Source organism: Nocardioides lacusdianchii (genome assembly GCF_020102855.1).
GTDB classification, from domain to species: domain Bacteria; phylum Actinomycetota; class Actinomycetes; order Propionibacteriales; family Nocardioidaceae; genus Nocardioides; species Nocardioides lacusdianchii.
This window is the reverse complement of sequence record NZ_JADHZD010000030.1, coordinates 1-20,916: the sequence shown is the minus strand read 5'-3', so window position 1 is coordinate 20,916 and position 20,916 is coordinate 1. Positions and strand designations below refer to the sequence as shown.

Below are 20,916 nucleotides of genomic sequence, written 5' to 3'. Positions count from 1 at the left end.
CAGCATCCGTGCCCAGGATGGGGGCATGGGTCCGCTGCCGAAGGTGTTGCTGCTGCTGGCACTCGTCGTGCCCGTCACCGCGTACGTCGCCGGGTCGCTGGCGTCCCCCGGCGCGCCACCGCCCGCCGACCACAGCCCCGTCATCCTGCGCGACGCGCCGAGCGATCCGCCGGAGACGCCCGCGTCAGAGACGCCCGGAGCGCAGACACCGTCCCCGCCCGGACCGACTCCGGACGACGGCCGCGAGGGCTCGGCCGAGCGCGACGACCAGCAGCAGCGCGACGGGTCCGGCCGCGACGGGGGCGAGGAGGCCCGCGTCGTGACACCGACACCGACACCGGTCGGGGAGGATGACGACGACGACTGGGACGACGACGGGCCTGAGGATGACGACACCGACGACGAGCGGACCGACGGGGACGACTGACGGTGCCCGCCGACGCTTCACCCGTGTCTCGGTCCGGACCCGCATCACCGTCGTCATCGCCGTCCTCACGGCCGCGGCGATGAGCGGTGCCGGGTTGCTCGTCTACGCCCTCGAGTCCGCGCGCATCGAGCGGCAGGTCACCTCGCAGATCAGCCAGGAGATCGAGGAGTTCCGCAACCTGCGCCGCGACCCCAACACCGGCGAGCCGTTCGATGACGTGCGCCGTGTCCTCGAGGTCTTCCTCACCCGCAACGTCCCCGACGACGACGAGCTGCTGGTGGGCTACACCCGCGGCGAGGGGACGATCGCCACGCGCAACCGCTACGGCCAGGAGGTGTTGGACGAGCCGGCCTACCAGCAGGCGGTCGAGGACCTCGCCGAGGTGGGCGGGACGAGGATCATCGACTCCCCCGCCTTCGGGGAGACCTGGGTGACCCTCGTGCCCGTCACCAACTCCCAGGGCGACGGGGCGCTCGTCATCGCCAACTTCCTGCGTGACGAGCACGAGGAGCTCAACCGGACGCTCCAGACCTACACCCTCGTCGCCCTGCTCTCCCTCGGCCTCATCACCACGATCGCGGCCTTCCAGTCCGGTCGGTTGCTGGCCCCGCTGCGCACCCTGGAGGAGACCGCCCGCGAGATCACCGCGACCGACCTCTCGCGCCGCATCGTCGAGCAGGGCAACGACGACATCACCGCCCTGACCCGCACCATCAACGGGATGCTCGAGCGCCTCGACTCCGGGTTCGCCGCCCAGCGTCAGTTCCTCGACGACGCCGGGCACGAGCTCAAGACGCCGCTCACCGTGGTCCGCGGCCACCTCGAGCTGCTCGATCCCACCGACCCCGCCGACCTGGAGCAGACCCGCGAGCTCGTGCTCGACGAGGTCGACCGGATGTCGCGCCTGGTGACCGACCTGATCCTGCTGGCCAAGAGCCGGCGCCCGGACTTCCTCGTCGTGGGCGACGTGGAGCTCGGCGGACTCACCCAGTCGGTGCTCGCCAAGGCCACGGCCCTCGGCGAGCGCGACTGGCAGCTCGACGACGCCGCCCACGGCCGCGCGGTGCTCGACGAGCAGCGCATCACCCAGGCACTCCTCCAGCTCGCCGACAATGCCGTGAAGCACACCGACCCCGGCGCCGTGATCGCCGTCGGCTCGGCCCGCGAGGACGGTCTGGTCCGACTCTGGGTCCGCGATGCCGGCGACGGCATCCGCCCGGAGGACCGGGAGGCGGTGCTGGAGCGCTTCGGCCGCAGCAGCGTGCGCGCCGGCGACGACGGGTTCGGCCTGGGCCTGAGCATCGTGCGCGCCATCGCCGACGCCCACGGGGGCGAGGTCGTCATCCGCGACGCCGAGCCCCGGGGTGCCCACGTGGAGATCGTCCTGCCCGAGCGGACGCTCGGACGATGACCAGCTACCTGAGAGAGGACCGCAGATGGCCCAGATCCTGATCGTCGAGGACGAGGACCGCATCGCCTCGTTCGTGGCCAAGGGCCTGCGGGCCGAGGGCCACCAGCCGACCGTCGCCTCCGACGGACCGACCGGGCTCGACGAGGCGCTCTCGGGCCGCTTCGACCTCATGGTGCTCGACATCGGGCTGCCGGGGATGGACGGTTTCGAGGTCCTCGACCAGCTGCGCTCCCAGGGCAGCCGGATGCCGGTCATCATCCTCACCGCCCGCGACTCCGTCACCGACACCGTCACGGCCCTCGACAGCGGTGCGGACGACTACATGGCCAAGCCGTTCCGCTTCGCCGAGCTGATGGCCCGGGTGCGGCTGCGCCTGCGCGCCCTCGCGCCGGTCGACGCCCCCGCGAGCGGCGACGACCTCGTCGTCGGCGGCCTGCGCCTGGACCGTCGCACCCGCCGGGTCTCCGGGCCGGAGGGCGAGTCCGAGCTCTCGGCCCGCGAGTTCGCGCTCGCGGAGATCTTCCTGCTGAACCCCGGCCAGGTCCTGACCCGCGAGCAGCTGCTCGACCTGGTGTGGGGCTACGACTTCGACCCGGGCTCCAACGTCGTCGACGTCTACGTCGGCTACCTCCGCAAGAAGCTGGGCACCGGCGCCATCTCGACGGTCCGGGGAGTCGGCTACCGACTCAACCCGTGAGCGCCGTCCGGGGCGTCAGCCCCTGATCTTGAAGCCCGCGAGCGACCCGCGGGGCAGGCCCGCCAGCACCGGCTCGAGCGCCTCGGCGACCTCGTGCGGCAGCGGCCGCTCGGCGGGGTCGCGGCGCAGGCAGGCCGCGATCACCTCGGCGACCGCACCGGGTACGCCGTCCGGCAGCGCGGCGGGCGCGTCGACGAGCTGCGGGAAGCGCTCGCGTACGTCGTCGGCGTCGGGGTCGCCGTGCGCGAACGGGCGCTGCCCGGCCACGGCGTGGAAGAGGGTGGCGCCCAGGCCCCACACGTCGGAGGCGAAGGACGGCACGTGCTCGCCCGGGTCGCACTGCTCGGGCGACATGTAGGCGTCGGTGCCGATCGGGTAGCGCAGCCGTCGGGCGTCCTCCTCCGGGCGGGCGACCGACAGGTCGATGAGCCGCGCGGGGGCACCCATGATCACGTTGCTGGGCTTGATGTCGAGGTGGGTCCACCCGATGTGGGTGAAGTAGTGGAGCGCCGCGGCGACGTCGATCGCCAGCGGCAGGTACTGCTGCTCCTGGAGCCGGCCGTAGCGGCGGATCAGGCTCGACAGGCGTGGGCCGTCGATGTGCTCCAGCACGACGTGGGGACGGTCTCCGTCCTGCCCGTCGCGCAGCCCACGGACCACCACGGGGTGGTTGACGGTGTCGAGGGCGAGCACCTCCCGGCGCAGACCGCGCCGGGAGGACTCGTCGTCGACCTGGGAGGGACGCAGGACCTTGACGACCACGGGCGACCAGGTCACCTCGTCGAAGCAGAGCCAGGCCTCGTAGGCCGCTCCGCCACCGAGGCGGCGCAGCGCGCTCAGCCCGGGAGCGAGGAGCTCGCCCTCGTCGAGGTGCCAGCCGTCGTCGTTCCTGCCCATGTCGCCCTCCTCGTCCGCGATCGGTCAGCGACGCGTGTCGTTGCGGCTGCGGTCGTTGGTGCTGTTGGCGGTCTTGTCGCGGGTCTTGTCGCCGCCGTCGCGCGTCCAGTCGCGGGTCTTGTCGCCCCGGCTCTTGTCGCGGTCGCGGCTCACACCCGTGACGCGGCTGTTGGTGTTGTCGTTGGTGTCGCGGCTCTGGTCGGTGTACGACGGGCTGTTGGTGTCGTCGTCGTTGGCGTCGTCGTCGTTGGTGTCGTCATCGTCGTCGTCGGCGACCAGGACCAGCGACGGCGCGTCGTCCTCGCGCTTGGCGGCCTCGTCGGCGGCCGAGGAGACGACGGGCGACGACATGCCGATCAGGCCGAAGGCGGTCAGGCCGGCGATGCCCAGGAGTGCGGTGGGGAGCAGCTTCCTCATCATGGTTCCTCTCGTCGGGGGCCGGTGCGGCCCCGGTGTACGAGAAGACTGGAGGTGCGCCGTGAGCCGACGGTGAGGCGCCGATGAGAGGCCTCTCATGCAGCGGGAGAGGGGTGCGTCGGGACGGTTTCGAACCGCCGACCGCTCGGGTGTAAACCGAGTGCTCTACCGCTGAGCTACCGACGCGCGCGGCACAGACTACGGGACACTCCGGTCCCGCTCGAATCCCGTCGCCGGCCACCAGCCAGGCGCGAGATGAAATGAGTTGAGCCGCTGGCGTCTCGGGTCACCAGCGGCTCAACACGTAGAAGATTACACCAGCTCCCAAGGGCGTACCTGGATTCGTCCAATTGCCGGGATCTGTCTAGACCACCGGGTCCCAGCTCAGCCGACAGCGGCCTGGAGCTCGCGGATGTGCTCGTCGAGGTCGCGCCCGTCCGGGTTGGCGTTGTGCACCGCCCAGCTGAGCCGACCCTCGCGGTCCACGACGTACGACGAGCGGCGCGGCGCCCCCTTGACGGGGTCGAAGACCTCGTAGGCCGACGCCACCGCGCCGTGCGGCCAGTAGTCGGAGAGCAGCGGGAAGTTGAGCCCCTCCGCCTCTGCGAAGCTGCGCAGCGCGTAGACCGAGTCGCACGACAACGCCAGCACCTCGGTGTCGAAGCTGAGGAACTCGTCGAGCCGGTCGCGGACCCCCGACAGCTCACCGGTGCACACGCCGGTGAACGCGAACGGGAAGAACATCAGCGCCACCGCCTTGCGTCCGCGGAAGTCGCTCAGGCGCACGTCCTGGCCGAACTGGTCACGCAGGATGAAGTCGGGCGCCTCGTCGCCGATGCGCAGCCCCTCGCTCGTCACGCCTGCTTGCCGTCCTTGTCGTCGTCGTCATCGTCGTTGTCGTTGCCGTCGTCAGCCGCCGCCTCGCCGTGCCGGGCCAGCTCCCGCTTGAGGACCTTGCCGGTGGCGTTGCGTGGGAGCTCGTCCACGAACACGATCTCGCGCGGCACCTTGAAGCGCGCCAGGTTCGCCTTCACGTGCTCGCGCAGCTCGTCCGCCGACACCTCGCCGACGCGCACCACGAAGGCCCGCAGGCGCTGACCATAGTCGTCGTCCTCGACACCGATCGCAGCGACCTCGCCGACGGCGTCGTGGGTGACCAGGCAGTCCTCCACCTCCTGCGGGAAGACGTTCTCCCCACCGGACACGATCATGTCGTCGTCGCGGCCGGCCACGTGCAGGCGCCCGGCGCCGTCGAACCAGCCCACGTCGCCCGACGACATCAGCCCGTCCACGACCTCCTTGGACCCGCCGTGGGTGTAGCCCTCGAACAGCAGCCCGTTGCCCACGAAGATCCGGCCGGTCTCGCCCTGCGGGAGCTCGGCGCCGGCCTCGTCGAGGATCCGGACGACGGTGCCGTACGGCGGCTTCCCCGCCGACGTCGGATCGGCCCGCAGGTCCTCGGGGGTGGCGATCGAGGCGTACGCCACCTCGGTCGAGCCGTAGATGTTGTAGAGGTTGTCGCCGAACCGGTCCATCCAGGCCTGCGCCAGCGTCGCGGGCAGCGCCGACCCGGACGACGCGACGACCTCGACCCGGCCGAGGTCGATCGCGTCCAGCTCGGCCGGATCGAGCGCCAGCATCCGCTGGAGCATGACCGGGATGACCACCATCGACTGGCAACGCTCGTCCTGGGCGGTCCTCAGCGCGGTGGCGGGGTCGAAGGTGCGACGCAGCACCACCGTCGAGCCCAGCAGCATCGCGAGGGCGAGGTGGGCGAAGCCCCAGGTGTGGAACAGCGGCGCCGCGATGTGCGTACGCCATCCCGCACGCAGCGGCATCCGCGACAGCAGGGACACCGCCGCGTCGATCCCCGCCTCCTTGCGCGGCGCGCCCTTGGGCGTGCCGGTGGTGCCGGAGGTGAGGATCACGATCTTCGCGTGGCGCTGCGGCGGGTGGAGGTCGGACTCGTCGTACGCCGACACGAGCCGCTCGAGGCGCTCGTCGGAGACGCCCTCGTCGTCGGTCCACGCCAGCACGCGGCGCTCGACCGACGCTCCGGCCAGCAGCCCGGTGAACTCCTCGTCGTGGATCACCATGCTCGGCGCCTCGCGCTCGAGCACGTCGACCAGCTGCGGGCCGGCGAAGGCGGTGTTGAGGTAGAGGATGTCGGCGCCCAGCTTGGCGACCGCCACCGAGGCGTCGATGAAGCCCCGGTGGTTGCGGCACATCACCGCCACCGAGTCGCCCTCGCGGACGCCCCGCTCGGCCAGGGCGCGCGCCAGCGAGTTGGACCGCCGGTGCAGCTCGCCCCAGGTCAGCTCGCCGAGCTCGTCGACGACGCCCACCTGGTGGGGCGAGCGGGCCGCCAGCGTGGCGAAGCCGCCCGCGGGCCCGGTGCCCCAGCGGAGCACCACGCGCCCGATGCCGGCGAGGGTGCGCGGTCCGTAGGGGCGGATCACACCGGCGCGCCCGAGGACGCGCACCGTCGTGCCGACGCCCGAGAGCGCCCCTGCGAGATCGCCTGGCTTCACGCGGGTGTCTTCGGTGCCACCAGCCGGGTGGCCTGCCAGTCCTTGCTGACCGAAGCCGTCGTGGTCTGGGACAGGCCCGCGATGGGGGCCGCTTCCGCGACGTCTGCTGCGTCCACCGTGCCGGGACGACCGACCTTCGGGGTCAGCAGCCAGATCGAGCCGCCACCGACGAGGTCGGTCAGCGCGTCGACCAGGCCGTCCACGAGGTCCCCGTCGTCGTCACGCCACCACAGGAGCACGGCGTCCACGACGTTGCCGTAGTCACCGTCCACCATGTCGGCATCGATGCAGTCCTCGACCGCGACGCGAAGCTCGTCATCGGTGTCGTTGTCCCAGCCGAGCTCTTGCACGACCATCCCGGGCTTGAGCCCCAGTCGGTCGCCGATCCCGGTCGCCGGGGCAGAATCGCCCACCGTCGAACTCACGCAGTGCCTCCCATGCTCGGATACCCGTCGGTGCGCGGGTTGCGCATAGTCCACCCGAACACAGCAGGCGCCGCAACCCCGTCCCGCCCGCCGGGCGCCCACAGGGGTCACCTCGCCCGCTCGTCCGGCCCCCGTCGCGCCCGTCGTCGGACCCGTCGTCCCGCCTACCCGCGGGTAGATTTCGTGGCGGCGTGTCGCGTGACACGATGCAGGGGTGAGTGACGCCGAGAAGTCCAGCAAGAGCCCGGCGATCGTGCCGGTGATCCACGAGGGACTCCCCACCCAGCTGCCCGACATCGACCCCGACGAGACCCAGGAGTGGCTCGCGTCCTTCGACGCGATGCTCGACGACCGGGGTCGCGACCGCGCGCGCTACGTGATGCTGCGACTGCTCGAGCGCGCGCGCGAGAAGCAGGTCGGCGTGCCGGCCCTGCGCTCCACCGACTACATCAACACCATCCCTCCCGAGCGTGAGCCGTGGTTCCCCGGCGACGAGGAGGTCGAGCGCCGCATCCGCGCGTTCATCCGCTGGAACGCCGCCGTGATGGTGTCCTCGGCCAACCGCAAGGGCCTCGAGGTCGGCGGTCACATCGCGACCTACCAGTCGTCGGCGAGCCTCTACGAGGTCGGCTTCAACCACTTCTTCCGCGGCAAGGACCACGAGGGTGGCGGCGACCAGATCTACATCCAGGGCCACGGCTCGCCGGGCGTCTACGCCCGCGCGTTCCTCGAGGGCCGCCTGAGCGAGGAGCAGCTCTACCGCTTCCGCCAGGAGGTCCAGCACGGCAAGGGCGCCGGCCTGCCGTCGTACCCCCACCCGCGGCTGATGCCGGACTTCTGGGAGTTCCCGACCGTCTCGATGGGCCTCACTGCCATCGGCTCGATCTACCAGGCGCGCTTCAACCGCTACCTCGACAACCGCGGCGTCAAGGACACCAGCCAGCAGCGCGTGTGGGCGTTCATGGGCGACGGGGAGATGGCCGAGCCCGAGTCGCTCGGCGCGATCCGCGTCGCGGCCCGCGAGGAGCTCGACAACCTGACCTGGGTCATCAACTGCAACCTCCAGCAGCTCGACGGCCCGGTCACCGGCAACGGCAAGATCATCCAGGAGCTCGAGGCCAACTTCCGCGGCGCCGGGTGGAACGTCATCAAGGTCGTGTGGGGCCGCGAGTGGGACGACCTGCTCGCCAAGGACGTCGACGGCGTCCTGGTCAACCGGATGAACACCACCCCGGACGGCCAGTTCCAGACGTACTCGACCGAGGACGGCGCCTACGTCCGCGACCACTTCTTCGGCACCGACCCGCGCCTGCGCAAGATGGTCGAGCACATGTCGGACACCCAGATCGAGAAGCTGCCGCGCGGTGGCCACGACTACCGCAAGGTGTACGCCGCGTTCGACGCGGCCAGCAAGCACACCGGTCAGCCGACGGTGATCCTGGCGCACACCATCAAGGGCTGGACGATCGATGCCCTCGAGGGCAAGAACGCCACCCACCAGATGAAGAAGCTGACCCTCCCGGACCTCAAGAAGTTCCGCGACCGGCTCTACCTCCCGATCAGCGACCGCGACCTCGAGGAGTCCTACGAGAAGACCGGCGGCGCGCCGTTCTTCCACCCCGGTGCCGACGCCCCGGAGATCGAGTACATGCTCGAGCGCCGTGAGGCCCTCGGTGGCTCGATCCCGCGCCGGATCAACCGGGCCACGGCCCTCAAGCTGCCCGGCGACGAGATGTACTCCGAGCTCAAGCAGGGCTCGGGCAAGAACAAGTTCGCCACCACCATGGCGGTCGTCCGGCTGCTTCGCGACTGGATGAAGGACCCGGAGATCGGCGACCGCGTGGTGCCGATCGCGCCCGACGAGTACCGCACCTTCGGCATGGACTCGATGTTCCCGAGCGCCAAGGTCTACAACCCCGGCGGCCAGCAGTACGAGTCGGTCGACCGCAAGATGCTGCTGTCCTACAAGGAGTCCGCGCAGGGCCAGATGCTCCACGAGGGCATCTCCGAGGCGGGCGCCATGGCGTCCGCGACCGCAGCCGGGTCGGCGTACTCCACGCACGGCGAGCACATGATCCCGTTCTACATCTTCTACTCGATGTTCGGCTTCCAGCGCACGGGCGACTCGATCTGGGCGATGGCCGATCAGCTGGCGCGCGGCTTCCTGATCGGGGCCACCGCGGGCCGCACCACGCTCACCGGTGAGGGCCTCCAGCACGCCGACGGCCACTCGCCGCTCATCGCAGCGACCAACCCTGCGGTCGTGCACTACGACCCGGCGTTCTCCTACGAGATCAGCCACATCATGCAGGACGGCCTCGAGCGGATGTACGGCACCGGCGGCCCCGACGGCCAGGGCGAGGACGTCATCTACTACCTGACGGTCTACAACGAGCCGGTCTCGCAGCCGGCCGAGCCGTCCGACGTGGACGTCGACGGCATCCTGCGCGGCATCCACAAGGTCGCGACCGCCGACGGCGAGGGCCCCCGGGTCCAGCTGATGGCCTCCGGGGTCGGGTTCCCGTGGATCGAGGACGCAGCCCGCATGCTCGCCGAGGACTGGGGCGTGCAGTCGGACCTGTGGTCGGTCACGTCCTGGAACGAACTCGCCCGCGACGGCGCCGCCGCCGAGCAGTGGAACCTGCTCCACCCGGGCGAGGAGCGCCGCACTGCCTACGTCAGCGACAAGCTCGCCGACGTCCAGGGCCCCGTCGTCGCCGTGTCCGACTACATGCGCGCCGTCCCCCTGCAGATCGCTCGCTGGGTCCCGGCCGACTACCGCGTCCTCGGCGCCGACGGGTTCGGCTTCGCCGACACCCGTCCCGCCGCCCGCCGCTTCTTCCACATCGACGCCGTCAGCGTCGTCGTCCAGGCCCTTCAGGCCCTCGCCGACGCCGGCGAGTTCCCGGTGGAGAAGGTCGTCGAGGCAGCCGAGCGCTACCGCATCGACGACCCGACCGCGACCAAGCACATCAAGCAGGAGGGCGGGGACGCCTGACGGCTCCCTGCCAGGGCAACCCCGCACGCCCCCGCACCACGGCCCACTGGCCCCTGAGTCGCTCAGCGACTCAGGGGCCAGTCCCGTTCCCGAGCACCCTCTTCGCCGCATCCCCTCCCGCGCCCTTGCCCTTGAGTCGCTGACCGACTCAAGGGACAGGGCCCAGCAGCTCCGGGGCCCGGAGCACTCATCCGGGGCCAGTAGGACACCCGTGCGTTGTGGACAAGACCCCGCGGACCCGCGCCTGTGGAGAGACGTGGCCGACTGTCAGGGCCGTGGGATCTGATCGGCCGCAGCAGACGATCGATCGCACCAGGGGGCAGGGATGGACGTTCAGACCGAGCGGGGCAGCAACGCAGGGAGCAGCCGGGACGACTGGCTCCGGCGCCAGCCGGCGTGGCGCAGGTTGGCGGGGCGGCCAGGAAGCGCCACGGGCCCGGAGCCGCAGCCCGGATGGACCCAGGCGGAGTGGGACGTCTACGTCCTCGGCCCCTTCGACGGACACGTCCCGGGTCTCGTCCGACGCGTACGCCGCATCCTCGACGTCTCCCAGCGCGGGCTGGCGGCCCTGCTGGACGTCTCCCAGTCGGCCGTCGCGCGGTGGGAGACCGGTCGCACCAGCCCTCGCGCGGACGTCCTCCACGGCCTGCTGCATCTTGCCGGACTGACGGTGTCGGTCCACGACGCCGACACGGGCGTGGAGGTGCTACCGATGCGCGACGACGGGGCGCGCGACCACGCCGGCAGGCGCTACCCCGCGCACACCGACCTGAGGGTGGTCGGCTGGTGGCAGCCACGCAGCTCGGTGTCCACCACCGACTTCCTGTGGTGGCGCAAGCGGTCATGTGCACGACGCGACCCGAACGTCCGCTACTGCACGAATGCGACCCGTCGATCGCTCGAGCGACTGATGTGGGGCACCCCCGACGACCATCCGGCGATCCACCAGCTCGCAGCCGAGGCCGAGCACCAGGACGAACGCCGGGAGGAGCGCCGACGCGAGCGGGACCGCCGTCAGGCCCCGGCGGCGCGACGTACGGCGTGAACGGGCGCGACCGGCGACTCGCCAGCCTCGGCCTGCACGGGGAACCGCAGCGCACCCTCGTCGAGCAGGTCGCGCCAGCGGGTGCGGTCGTAGCGCGCCGGCTCGGTCGTGCGGATGAAGTCGCGCACGATCTTGGTGAAGCGCTCCGGGTGGTCCTTGTGCGGGAAGTGGCCCGCGTTCGGGACGATCTCGATCCGCGCCGTCGGGGCGAGCGCGCTCGCGTTGCTCGCGTGGGCGACGGGGATGACGAGGTCGTCGGCGCCCCAGACCACGAGCATCGGCATGGCCTCGGTCAGGTAGGCCCGGTCGGCCATGGTGACGATCTGGCCCTTCCAGTCCACGACCGCACGCGTCACGTGCCGGATGGCGGCGCGGGTGCGCGGATCCTTGAACGAGTCGTAGATGTCCGCGACCTCGCCGAAATCACGCACGTGCCGCACACCGCTCCGCGAGAGCAGGCGGAGCGCCGCCGTGGCCACGTGTCGCACGCCGGGCGCCGACAGCACGGCCATCGCCTGATGGAATCCAGGGGTCGTGATGGCACGGATCGCCGGGCTCACCTCGGGGCCGAGCCCTCCGGACGCGACCAGCACGAGCCGCTCCGTGCGCTCGGGGAACTGGTAGGCGAACTGCATGGCCACTCCCCCGCCGAAGCTGTGGCCGACGACGGTGGCGGTGTCGATCCCCAGCACCGTCAGCAGGTCACGCATGCCGTTGGCGTAGCCGCCGAGGCTGTAGTCGGCCCGCGGCTTGTCGGACTGACCGTGCCCCAGCAGGTCCGGCGCGATGACGGTGTGGGTGCGGGCGAGTGACTGCATCACCGGCGCCCAGGTCGTGTGGTCGCAGCCGAGGCCGTGCAGGAGCAGCAGCGCCGGTCCCGATCCCATGCGCACGTAGGCGCGTCGGTGCCCGTGCACGGTGACGTGCTCGACGTGCGGGACGGTGCGACGCGGCACGCGACCTCCAACCGATCGGGACAGGTTCCGGATTCAACCACGCACCCCCGGCGCCTCGACCGTCGCACTGCCCCACGATGCGAAGTCGTGACCTCGGGACCCCTCGGCGCGCCTCCACCACCCTTCGTGGGAATCCCACTACGTCCGGTACGCCACTAGAGTCGCCCCATGCCTCCGTCCCGCCGTCGCGCCGCAGAGGCCCTGCGCAACTCCAGCGGCGCCCTGAGCACGGCTGCGACCGGGCGGATGGCGAGCGACCTGCCCTGGTTCGACGACCTCAGCGCGGAGGACCGGTCGTGGGTCGGGCTCATCGTCCAGGCCGGCATCCGGGGGTTCGTCGACTGGTACGACCGCGAGGTCCGCGCCTCGGCACACGACCCGCTCGACGTCGTCGTCTTCGGTGCGGCGCCCCGCGAGCTCACCGGCGTCATCTCGCTGCAACAGACCGTCGAGCTCGTACGCCTGAGCATCCGCGTGGTCGAGACCAACATCGACGCGCTCCTCGACCCCGAGGACGCACGCGAGGTCCACGACGCGGTGCTCCTCTACGCCCGCGAGGTCGCCTTCGCCACCGCCGCCGTCTACGCGCGTGCCGCCGAGTCCCGCGGAGCGTGGGACGCCCGTCTCGAGGCGCTGGTGGTCGACGCGGTGGTGCGCGCCGAGGCCGACGAGACGGTGCTGTCGCGCGCCAGCGCGCTCGGGTGGGGCGCCCACGGTGACGTCGCCGTCGTGCTGGGCGCGGTGCCGCCGCACCGTGCGGAGCTCGACGTCTTCGACTCCGTACGCCGCTCGGCTCGCGCGGGCGACATGGACGCCCTCTGCGCCACCCAGGGCGAACGGCTCGTGGTGGTCCTCGGCGGCGTGTCCGACCCCCTCAAGGCGGCCACACGACTGCTCGACCACTTCGGCGACGGCCCGGTCGTCGTGGGACCGGTCACCGCCGACCTCGCCCATGCGAGCGCATCGGCGCGCGCCGCACTCTCGGCACACCGGGCCGCCAGCGGGTGGCCCGACGCCCCGCGGCCGGTGGCGAGCCGCGACCTGCTGCCCGAGCGCGCGCTCGCCGGCGACGGGCACGCGCGTCGGCACCTGGTCGACGAGGTCTACCTCCCCCTCATGGCCACCCGCGGCACGTTGCTGGAGACCCTCGGCGCGTGGTTCGAGAACGGCTCGTCGATCGAGGCCACCGCCCGCGCGCTCTTCGTGCACCCCAACACCGTGCGCTACCGGCTGCGCCAGGTCTCGGAGGTCACCGGCTGGTCACCCACACGTCCGCGTGAGGCCTTCGCGCTGCAGCTGGCCCTGATCCTCGGGCGACAGTCCGGTCGCACGGAACTGTAGGAAACCTACAAAGATCTCCCGGTGAGTTTCGTCGGCGTCGGACCCGCGTCCGCGGCGCACGAACCGGCAGAGTGGGCGTGTGCTCGTCATCGTCGCTCCCGGTCAAGGGGCCCAGACCCCCGGTTTCCTCACTCCCTGGCTGGAGGACCCCATCTTCGCCGCGCGGTTCGACTGGCTGGCCACGGTGGCCGGCATCGACCTCGCCCACTACGGCACCGAGGCTGACGCCGACGCGATCCGCGACACCAAGATCGCCCAGCCGCTGCTGGTCGCGACCGGTCTGGTCGCCGCGCTCGACCTGTTCCCCCACCCGGCCGACGCGTTCGCCCGCATCGGTGCGGTGGCCGGCCACAGCGTTGGGGAGCTGACGGCGGCTGCCGGCGCGCGCGTCATCACCGCCGAGCAGGCGATGGTGCTGGTGCGCGAGCGGGGCAACGCCATGGCCGACGCAGCGGCCACCACCGCCACCGGGATGACCGCCGTGCTCGGCGGCGACCGTGACGAGGTGCTGGCCGCCATCGAGCGACACGGCCTGACCGCAGCCAACGACAACGGCCCCGGCCAGCTCGTCGCCGCCGGTACGACGGAGCAGCTCGCGGCGTTCGCCGAGGATCCGCCGGCCAAGGCGCGACTGATCTCCCTGAGCGTCGCCGGCGCGTTCCACACCACCCACATGGGCCCGGCCGTCGACCGCATGGCCTCGCTGGCGCGCTCGGTCTCGACCCACGACCCGCGCACCCCGGTGATCTCCAACCGCGACGGGCAGGTCGTGCACGACGGGCGCGACGTGCTGCGCCGCATGGTCGGCCAGATCGCCAACCCGGTCCGCTGGGACCTGTGCCTGGAAACGATGAGCGACCTCGGCGTGACCGGCATCCTCGAGATGCCGCCGGCCGGGACGCTGACGGGCATCGCCAAGCGCGCGCTCAAGGGCGTGGAGACCTTCGCGCTCAAGACACCCGACCAGCTCGACGCGGCCCGCGAGTTCTGCGACAAGCACGGCGAGGCCTCGCAGATCGAGACCACGCCGACGTGGCGCATGGTCGTGTCGCCCGCCAAGGGCACCTTCCACCTCTCCCCCGAGGCAGCCGCGCTCGACGTGCTCGGACCCGGCGCCGTGATCGGCGCTGTCGCCAGCCTGCGCGACCGCACCGACATCACCGCGGCCCACGGCGGTTCAGTGGTCGAGTGGCTCGTCGAGGACGGCGACCTCGTCTCCCCCGGCCAGCCGCTGCTGCGCCTGCACCCGGAGGGATCGCACTGATGGCCGCGCTCACCACGACCACCGGTGCCCAGCACGCCGCGATCCTCGGCGTCGGCGCCTACCGGCCGCTGCGCGTCGTCCCCAACTCCGACGTCGTCGACGCGATCGACTCCAGCGACGAGTGGATCCAGCAGCGCTCGGGCATCAAGACGCGCCGCTGGGCCGGCCCCGACGAGTCGGTGCAGATGATGTCGGTCGAGGCGTCCCGGATCGCCATCGAGCGTGCGGGCCTCGAGCCCGGCCAGATCGACTGCGTGGTCGTCGCCACGGTCAGTCACCTCTTGCAGACACCGGCCGTCGCCACCGCGATCGCGCACGAGCTCGGCACCGACGCGGCGGCGTTCGACATCTCCGCAGCCTGCTCCGGGTTCTGCCACGGCATCGCGCTGGCCTCCGACATCGTCCGCGCGGGAACCTCGCGCTACGTGCTCGTCGTCGGTGTCGAGCGGCTCACCGACATCCTCGACCTCACCGACCGCGGCACGGCCTTCATCTTCGCCGACGGCGCCGGTGCGGCGGTCGTGGGACCCAGCGAGACCGCGGGCATCGGCCCGGTCGTGTGGGGCTCCGACGGCGAGCAGTTCGACCTGATCCGGCAGCGCGAGGACTGGCGCGACGTCGTCGGCAGCCCCGAGAAGCCCGGCAGCGGCGTGATGCCGCACCTCACCATGCAGGGCAACCCGGTCTTCCGGTGGGCGTCCTTCGCGATGGCGAAGATCGGCCAGCAGGCGCTCGACGCCGCCGGTGTCACCCTCGACGACCTCGACGTCTTCGTGCCGCACCAGGCCAACATGCGCATCATCGACGCGATGGCCCGCTCCATGAAGCTGCCCCCCACGGTCCGCATCGCCCGCGACGTCGCCGACCAGGGCAACACCTCGGCCGCGTCCGTCCCGCTGGCGCTCGACCGGATGATGGCCGAGGGCGAGGCGAGGTCGGGAGACACCGCGCTGCTCATCGCCTTCGGCGCAGGGCTGTCCTACGCCGCACAGGTCGTCACCGTCCCGTAGGACCCGCCACCACCCCACAGACCACCCCAAGCAGCACCCACCAGAAGAAGGGAAGGCCCATGGCCACCACCGAAGAAATCCGCGCTGACCTCGCCGAGATCGTCAACGAGGTCGCCGGTGTCGACGCCGACGACGTCCAGCTGGACAAGTCCTTCGTGGACGACCTCGACGTCGACTCGCTCTCCATGGTCGAGGTCGTCGTGGCCGCCGAGGAGAAGTTCGGCGTGACCATCCCCGACGACGAGGTCAAGAACCTCAAGACCGTCGGTGACGCAGTCGCCTACATCGAGCGCGCGCAGGGCTGACGCCCTCCCTGTCGCGGGGGCCGGCAGCACGCCGGTCCCCGCGGCCCAGGACCTCCTCCCACCCCGCGAGAACGGAACCCCACTGATGCCCTCGACCCGCGTAGTCGTCACCGGCCTCGGCACCACCTCCCCGCTCGGCGGCGACGTCGCGTCGACCTGGCAGGCCATGCTGGCCGGCGAGTCCGGCGTACGCCACCTGACCGACGACTGGGTCGACATGCTGCCGGTGAAGATCGGCGGCCGCGTGGCCGTCGAGCCGTCCGAGGTCCTCGACCGGGTCAAGGCACGCCGTCTGGACCGCTCCAGCCAGTTCGCGATGGTCGCCGCCGAGCAGGCGTGGGCCGACGCCGGCCTCGAGGGCTCCGGGCTCGAGCCCGAGCGCCTCGCCGTCGCCGTCGCGTCCGGCATCGGTGGCGTGACCACCCTGCTCGCCAACTACGACGCGCTCCTCGAGAAGGGCGCGCGCCGGGTCTCACCGCTCGCGGTCCCGATGCTCATGCCCAACGCCCCGGCGGCCAACGTCAGCCTCAAGTACGGCGCCCGCGCGGCCGTCCACGCGCCCACCTCCGCCTGCGCCTCGGGCAACGAGGCCATCGCGATGGCCGTCGACCTGATCCGCCTGGGCCGCGCCGACGTCGTCATCGCCGGCGGCACGGAGGCCGCGATCCACCCGCTGCCGATGGCCGCCTTCGCCAACATGATGGCGCTGTCCAAGACCGGCAGCGAGGAGGGCGGCGACCCCACGCGCGTCTCGCGCCCGTGGGACACCGCCCGTGACGGCTTCGTCCTCGGCGAGGGCGGGGCCATCCTGATCCTCGAGTCCGAGGAGCACGCCCGCGCCCGAGGCGCCAAGGTGTACGCCGAGGTGCGCGGCGCCGGCATCAGCAACGACGCCCACGACATCGCCCAGCCCGACCCGGAGGGTCGCGGCGGCACCCGCGCCATCAAGATGGCGCTGAGGGAGGGCGACGTCGACCCGGCCACGGTCGTCCACGTCAACGCCCACGCCACGTCGACGCCCAAGGGCGACATCGCCGAGGGCCTGATGCTCCACGCCGTCCTCGGCGAGCACGTCGACCGCTGCGTGGTCACCAGCACCAAGTCGATGACCGGCCACCTGCTCGGTGGCGCCGGCGCCCTCGAGGCGGTCGCGACGGTGATGGCGCTCCACGACCGCGTGAGCCCGCCGACGATCAACCTGGACGACAAGGACCCCGCGGTCGACCTCGACATCCCGACGTCGCGCCGCGACCTCCCCGACGGCGACATCGTCGCCCTCAACAACTCCTTCGGCTTCGGTGGCGCCAACGTCGCCGTCGCCTTCGGGAGCCTCCGATGACCGCCACCGCCGCCCGTCCGGCGAAGCTGCCGCGCGAGGACGACCCCCGCAACCCGGTCCACCGGCTGACCGCCCTCCTCGACGAGGGCACGCTCGAGCTCATCACGGCCGATGACGACTCCGGCATGCTCGCGGCCGTCGGTCGCGTCGACGGCACCTCCGTCGTCGCCTTCTGCAGCGACGCCACGGTCATGGGCGGCGCGATGGGCGACGTCGGCTGCCGCGTCGTCGTCGACGCCTACCACCGCGCCATCACCGATGGCGTCCCGATCATCGGCCTGTGGCACTCCGGGGGCGCGCGCCTCGCGGAGGGCGTGCTGTCGCTCCACGCCGTGGGCCGCATCTTCCACGTCATGACGCAGGCCTCGGGAGTGATCCCGCAGATCTCCGTGGTCCTGGGCCCGGCCGCCGGTGGTGCCGCCTACGGCCCCGCTCTCACCGACGTCGTCATCCTCGGCCCGGAAGGACGCATCTTCGTCACCGGCCCCGACGTGGTGCGCTCGGTGACCGGCGAGGACGTCGACATGCTTCGCCTCGGCGGACCCGAGCCGCACGGGCGACGCTCCGGCGTGGTCCACATCCTCACCGAGTCCGAGCGCGAGGCACTCGACCGCGCCCGCACCGTCGCCTCACTCCTCGGCGCGCAGGGCAGCCTGGCCGTCGAGTCGGTGGACGACCGCGACCTCGGCGCCCTGCTGCCGGAGTCGAAGAAGCGCGCCTACGACGTCCACCCGCTCGTCGACGGCCTGCTCGATGAGGGCACCATGCAGGAGCTCCACGCCCGCTGGGCACCCAACATCGTCACCGCGCTGGGCCGCTTCGGCGGCCGCACCGTCGGCGTCGTGGCCAACAACCCGCTGCGCCTCGGCGGCTGCCTCGACTCGCTGTCGGCGGAGAAGGCGTCCCGCTTCGTGCGGATGTGCGACGCGTTCGGCGTGCCGCTCGTGGTGCTGGTCGACGTGCCGGGCTACCTCCCCGGTGTGGGCCAGGAGTGGGACGGGGTCGTACGCCGCGGCGCGAAGCTGCTGCACGCCTTCGGCGAGTGCGTGGTCCCCCGCGTCACCCTGGTGACGCGCAAGACCTACGGCGGCGCCTACATCGCCATGAACGCCCGCTCCCTGGGCGCGACCCGCGTCTTCGCCTGGCCCGGCGCCGAGGTGGCCGTCATGGGCGCCGTCGCGGCGATCCGCGTCCTCCACCGCCGCAAGCTCGCCGAGGTCTCCCCCGAGATCCGTCCGCAGGTCGAGGCCGAGCTCGCTGCGGAGCACGAGCGCATCGCCGGCGGCGTGGACAAGGCCGTCGAGATCGGCGTCGTCGACGAGGTCGTCGAGCCCACTCGCACGCGAAGCGCGATCGCGGAGGCCATGCGCCACGAGATCGACACCGTCGGCGTACGTCGCGGCCGGCACGGGAACATCCCGCTCTGATCCAGCCCGCGTAACGCACGTCACAACCGGTCGTTGGACCGTGCGTACCCCTCGGAGGTGTCCGGATGCTGTCGACCCTGTTCTCCGCCGCGGCCGTCACGCTCGCCGGTCTGCTCCCGCTCCCCCTGCCCACCGACCCAGCAACGGGTGGTGACACCGAGCCCACAACGGCGCAGGTGGAGGTGGCGGGGGCCCTGGACGCCCCCGACGGGCGGTTGAAGCGCGGGTGCAAGGACTACCGCTACGCCTATGCCGTCACCACGGAGTCGGACGACTGGACGTTCGACATCACGATGCAGGACCGGCGCGGCAAGGGCGTGAACTCGCAGTCGCTGCTCGGTCCCAACGACGACGAGGCCGGCGTCCTCACCTACCGTCTCTGTCGCTGGGCCACCGTCGCAGGACGCTTCACGCTCGCGGGCGTGCTCGTCTCGTACGACGGCGACCGGCAGACCTCGGTGACCGTGACCGAGACGTTCCGGCTGCGGCGTACGAGGTCCTGAGCGGACCGGGTCAGACGACCTGGTGCAGCCAGCGCACCGGAGCACCCTCGCCGGCGTGGCGGAAGGTCTCGAGCTCGTCGTCCCACGGCTTGCCCAGCAGCTGGTCGATCTCGAGCAGCAGCGTCGTGTCGCCGAGTGCCGCCTTGACCACCGCCGCCTTCAGCCGGTCCTCAGGGATGAGGATGTCGCCGTGCGGTCCAGTGATCGCGTGGAAGATGCCCAGGTCAGGGGTGCACGAGAAGCGCGTGCCCTCCGAGGACGCAGTGGGCTCCTCGGTGATCTCGAAGCGCAGGTGGTTCCACCCGCGGAGCGCCGACGCGACTGCGGCAGCGGTCCCCGATACGCCGGACCACGACAGCTCGGCGCGGTAGGCACCCGGCTGGGCAGGCTGGGGCGTCCAGTCGAGCGAGACGGCAACTCCGAGGACTCCGCCCACGGCCCACTCGATGTGCGGGCAGAGTGCGGAGGGAGCAGAGTGCACGTAAAGAATGCCCCTCGTTGCCGGACCGTCCGGGCGGGAAGCAATGCGTGTGGTCACTGTGACCTCCTTGAGTTCCGACGCTCCAGATGCGCCTTCCCCAGCGTTCTGTCGTCGGTGCTCGACGGGAGTCAAGTGACACGTATGTGATTAGGGCTCCATTGTGACCCATGCGGCGCCCGAACGCCAGCACAAGCGCACGACTCAGGACTGGCGTCGCTCCAGGAGGTCCGCGCGAGCGGCGGCGTCGGTGATCTCGTCGGAGTCGATCGCATGGGTGCGGTGGAACCACGCGAGCGCGTCGGACTCGCGGCCGGCGGCCTCGAGCGTGTCGGCGTACGCGTAGCGCAGGCGCACGACCCACGACGACCGGCTCTTCGACGTCAGCGGAGCGAGCTCGAGCGTCCGCAGGGCGGCATCGAGCTGGCCCATGTCGCGTCGGGCGCCGGCCTCGACGAGCGTCATCTCCGCCTTCGCCTCGGAGGCGAAGTTGGCCACCGACGGGCTCTTGGCCAGCTTGATCGCCTGCTCGGGGTTGCCGAGCGCACGGTGGCAGTCCGCCATGATCGGGAGGTAGTCGGTCGCACCGTTCATCCGCTTGGCTGCTCTCAGCTCGGAGAGCGCCTCGGCATAGTGGCCAGCCGCGTACGCCGCCTCACCCGCCGCCTCACGCACGACAGCGATGCGGGAGGCACGAGCGCGTGCAGCGAGCGTGTGCTGGTAGGCCGTCTCCGGGTCCTCGTCGATGAGCATCCCGGCGGCCGCGAGGTGGCGCGCCACGCGGGCAGCGAGCTTCTCCGGCAGACCCTTCAACTGAGCACGTACGCCCCGGTCGAGCTCGGCTCCGGTGACATCCTCGGGCAGGTCCGGACCGTCGTAGACCGCCTGGTCCACGGTTCGGACCTTGTCATCACGTCGCTCGCGATAGGGGCGGTCCTGGCCACCGGCCGGCTTCTTGCCACCCTGGTAGCCGCCGGTGCGCGACGTGCCGCTCTTGCCTCGCGGGGCGTCGTCGCGGCCGCCACGGCCACGGCTGTCGGGGGACGACGACCGGCCACCCGTACCTCGAGATCCTCCGCGGGTGTCGTCACCGCGGCCCGACGAGCCACCTCGCGGTGCACCTGCACCACGACCTCCGGAGCCGCCGGTCCGGCCGGCTCCTGCTCCATCTCGTGACGGACGCTGTCCTCGACGGTCCTCGGCCACGGCCGCACTTCCCTTCTTCACGTATCGAACCCCGTCCCGGGGCAACCGTACTCACTGATGCCCCGAAATGGAGCAGAGGCCCCCAGGTATCTGGGGGCCTCTGCCAAATGATTGTCCGGCGGCGTCCTACTCTCCCACAACCTCTCGGTTGCAGTACCATCGGCGCTGAAAGGCTTAACTTCCGGGTTCGGTATGGGACCGGGTGTTTCCCGTTTCGCTATGGCCGCCGTAACTCTTTC

At 71.5% G+C, this 20,916-nt stretch carries 20 protein-coding genes, 1 tRNA gene and 1 rRNA gene; 12 read left to right on the top strand and 10 right to left on the bottom strand.

What is annotated here, in order from left to right:
* The first annotated feature begins 25 nt into the window (after window positions 1–25).
* From IRX98_RS21970 to IRX98_RS21960, 3 genes are read left to right on the top strand one after another with little or no spacing between them, the layout of a single operon-like run.
* Window positions 26–427 (top strand): hypothetical protein, encoded by a 402-nt coding sequence (locus tag IRX98_RS21970; RefSeq protein WP_224280421.1) that lies wholly within the window; start codon window positions 26–28, stop codon window positions 425–427.
* Window positions 387–1,838, top strand: coding sequence for a sensor histidine kinase (locus IRX98_RS21965; protein ID WP_224280419.1), 1,452 nt, complete (start codon window positions 387–389; stop codon window positions 1,836–1,838). The genes IRX98_RS21970 and IRX98_RS21965 overlap by 41 nt, the downstream gene beginning before the upstream one ends.
* Window positions 1,839–1,863: 25 nt before the next feature.
* The gene (locus IRX98_RS21960; protein ID WP_224280417.1) at window positions 1,864–2,535 is read left to right on the top strand and encodes a response regulator transcription factor; all 672 of its coding nucleotides are present in this window, start codon (window positions 1,864–1,866) and stop codon (window positions 2,533–2,535) included.
* 15 nt (window positions 2,536–2,550) lie between these two features.
* On the opposite strand, the gene IRX98_RS21955 is transcribed toward IRX98_RS21960, so the two are convergent.
* The 6 genes from IRX98_RS21955 to IRX98_RS21930 all read right to left on the bottom strand — a co-directional run bounded on the left by IRX98_RS21955 (window position 2,551) and on the right by IRX98_RS21930 (window position 6,805).
* Window positions 2,551–3,432 (bottom strand): serine/threonine-protein kinase, encoded by an 882-nt coding sequence (locus IRX98_RS21955; protein ID WP_224280415.1) that lies wholly within the window; start codon window positions 3,430–3,432, stop codon window positions 2,551–2,553.
* Between the two features lie 24 nt (window positions 3,433–3,456).
* Window positions 3,457–3,849 carry a hypothetical protein gene (locus IRX98_RS21950; RefSeq protein WP_224280412.1) on the bottom strand — a complete coding sequence of 131 codons (393 nt, stop codon included), beginning with the start codon at window positions 3,847–3,849 and terminating at the stop codon, window positions 3,457–3,459.
* A gap of 114 nt (window positions 3,850–3,963) precedes the next feature.
* Window positions 3,964–4,035, bottom strand: a tRNA-Val gene (locus tag IRX98_RS21945).
* A 198-nt stretch (window positions 4,036–4,233) separates the two neighbouring features.
* Entirely contained in the window at window positions 4,234–4,707 is a 474-nt protein-coding gene (locus IRX98_RS21940) for a peroxiredoxin (protein ID WP_224280410.1), read from the bottom strand.
* Window positions 4,704–6,380 carry an AMP-binding protein gene (locus IRX98_RS21935; RefSeq protein WP_224280409.1) on the bottom strand — a complete coding sequence of 559 codons (1,677 nt, stop codon included), beginning with the start codon at window positions 6,378–6,380 and terminating at the stop codon, window positions 4,704–4,706. Before IRX98_RS21935 ends, IRX98_RS21940 begins: the two co-directional genes overlap by 4 nt.
* On the bottom strand, window positions 6,377–6,805 hold the full coding sequence (locus tag IRX98_RS21930; protein ID WP_224280408.1) for a DUF3052 domain-containing protein: 429 nt from the start codon (window positions 6,803–6,805) through the stop codon (window positions 6,377–6,379). The genes IRX98_RS21935 and IRX98_RS21930 overlap by 4 nt, the downstream gene beginning before the upstream one ends.
* 214 nt (window positions 6,806–7,019) lie before the next feature.
* Here IRX98_RS21930 and aceE point away from each other — a divergent pair, with 214 nt between their 5' ends.
* The gene (gene aceE / locus IRX98_RS21925; protein WP_224280407.1) at window positions 7,020–9,803 is read left to right on the top strand and encodes a pyruvate dehydrogenase (acetyl-transferring), homodimeric type; all 2,784 of its coding nucleotides are present in this window, start codon (window positions 7,020–7,022) and stop codon (window positions 9,801–9,803) included.
* Window positions 9,804–10,128: 325 nt separating this feature from the next.
* Window positions 10,129–10,848 carry a helix-turn-helix domain-containing protein gene (locus IRX98_RS21920; protein WP_224280406.1) on the top strand — a complete coding sequence of 240 codons (720 nt, stop codon included), beginning with the start codon at window positions 10,129–10,131 and terminating at the stop codon, window positions 10,846–10,848.
* On the opposite strand, the gene IRX98_RS21915 is transcribed toward IRX98_RS21920, so the two are convergent.
* Window positions 10,818–11,804, bottom strand: coding sequence for an alpha/beta fold hydrolase (locus IRX98_RS21915; RefSeq protein WP_224280405.1), 987 nt, complete (start codon window positions 11,802–11,804; stop codon window positions 10,818–10,820). The genes IRX98_RS21920 and IRX98_RS21915 overlap by 31 nt on opposite strands.
* A 168-nt stretch (window positions 11,805–11,972) precedes the next feature.
* On the opposite strand from IRX98_RS21915, the gene IRX98_RS21910 reads away from it, so the two are divergent.
* From IRX98_RS21910 to IRX98_RS21880, 7 genes are all read left to right on the top strand, one after another.
* Complete coding sequence (locus tag IRX98_RS21910; protein WP_224280404.1) at window positions 11,973–13,145, top strand: PucR family transcriptional regulator; 1,173 nt, start codon at window positions 11,973–11,975, stop codon at window positions 13,143–13,145.
* Window positions 13,146–13,224: 79 nt separating this feature from the next.
* Window positions 13,225–14,409: an acyltransferase domain-containing protein gene (locus IRX98_RS21905; protein WP_224280403.1), complete on the top strand. Its 1,185-nt coding sequence runs from the start codon at window positions 13,225–13,227 to the stop codon at window positions 14,407–14,409.
* Window positions 14,409–15,419 (top strand): beta-ketoacyl-ACP synthase III, encoded by a 1,011-nt coding sequence (locus tag IRX98_RS21900; RefSeq protein ID WP_224280402.1) that lies wholly within the window; start codon window positions 14,409–14,411, stop codon window positions 15,417–15,419. The genes IRX98_RS21905 and IRX98_RS21900 overlap by 1 nt, the downstream gene beginning before the upstream one ends.
* Before the next feature lie 59 nt (window positions 15,420–15,478).
* The gene (locus IRX98_RS21895) at window positions 15,479–15,724 is read left to right on the top strand and encodes an acyl carrier protein (protein WP_135839746.1); all 246 of its coding nucleotides are present in this window, start codon (window positions 15,479–15,481) and stop codon (window positions 15,722–15,724) included.
* 85 nt (window positions 15,725–15,809) lie between these two features.
* The gene (locus IRX98_RS21890) at window positions 15,810–17,063 is read left to right on the top strand and encodes a beta-ketoacyl-[acyl-carrier-protein] synthase family protein (RefSeq protein WP_224280401.1); all 1,254 of its coding nucleotides are present in this window, start codon (window positions 15,810–15,812) and stop codon (window positions 17,061–17,063) included.
* On the top strand, window positions 17,060–18,490 hold the full coding sequence (locus tag IRX98_RS21885; RefSeq protein WP_224280400.1) for an acyl-CoA carboxylase subunit beta: 1,431 nt from the start codon (window positions 17,060–17,062) through the stop codon (window positions 18,488–18,490). The genes IRX98_RS21890 and IRX98_RS21885 overlap by 4 nt, the downstream gene beginning before the upstream one ends.
* Before the next feature lie 65 nt (window positions 18,491–18,555).
* Window positions 18,556–18,993: a hypothetical protein gene (locus IRX98_RS21880; protein ID WP_224280399.1), complete on the top strand. Its 438-nt coding sequence runs from the start codon at window positions 18,556–18,558 to the stop codon at window positions 18,991–18,993.
* 10 nt (window positions 18,994–19,003) lie between these two features.
* On the opposite strand, the gene IRX98_RS21875 is transcribed toward IRX98_RS21880, so the two are convergent.
* The 3 genes from IRX98_RS21875 to rrf all read right to left on the bottom strand — a co-directional run bounded on the left by IRX98_RS21875 (window position 19,004) and on the right by rrf (window position 20,908).
* Window positions 19,004–19,483, bottom strand: a complete 480-nt coding sequence (locus IRX98_RS21875; RefSeq protein ID WP_443683841.1) for a DUF3145 domain-containing protein — start codon at window positions 19,481–19,483, stop codon at window positions 19,004–19,006.
* Window positions 19,484–19,675: 192 nt separating this feature from the next.
* Window positions 19,676–20,365: a tetratricopeptide repeat protein gene (locus IRX98_RS21870; protein ID WP_224280398.1), complete on the bottom strand. Its 690-nt coding sequence runs from the start codon at window positions 20,363–20,365 to the stop codon at window positions 19,676–19,678.
* Between the two features lie 425 nt (window positions 20,366–20,790).
* Window positions 20,791–20,908 (bottom strand): 5S ribosomal RNA (gene rrf / locus IRX98_RS21865).
* Window positions 20,909–20,916 lie beyond the last annotated feature (8 nt).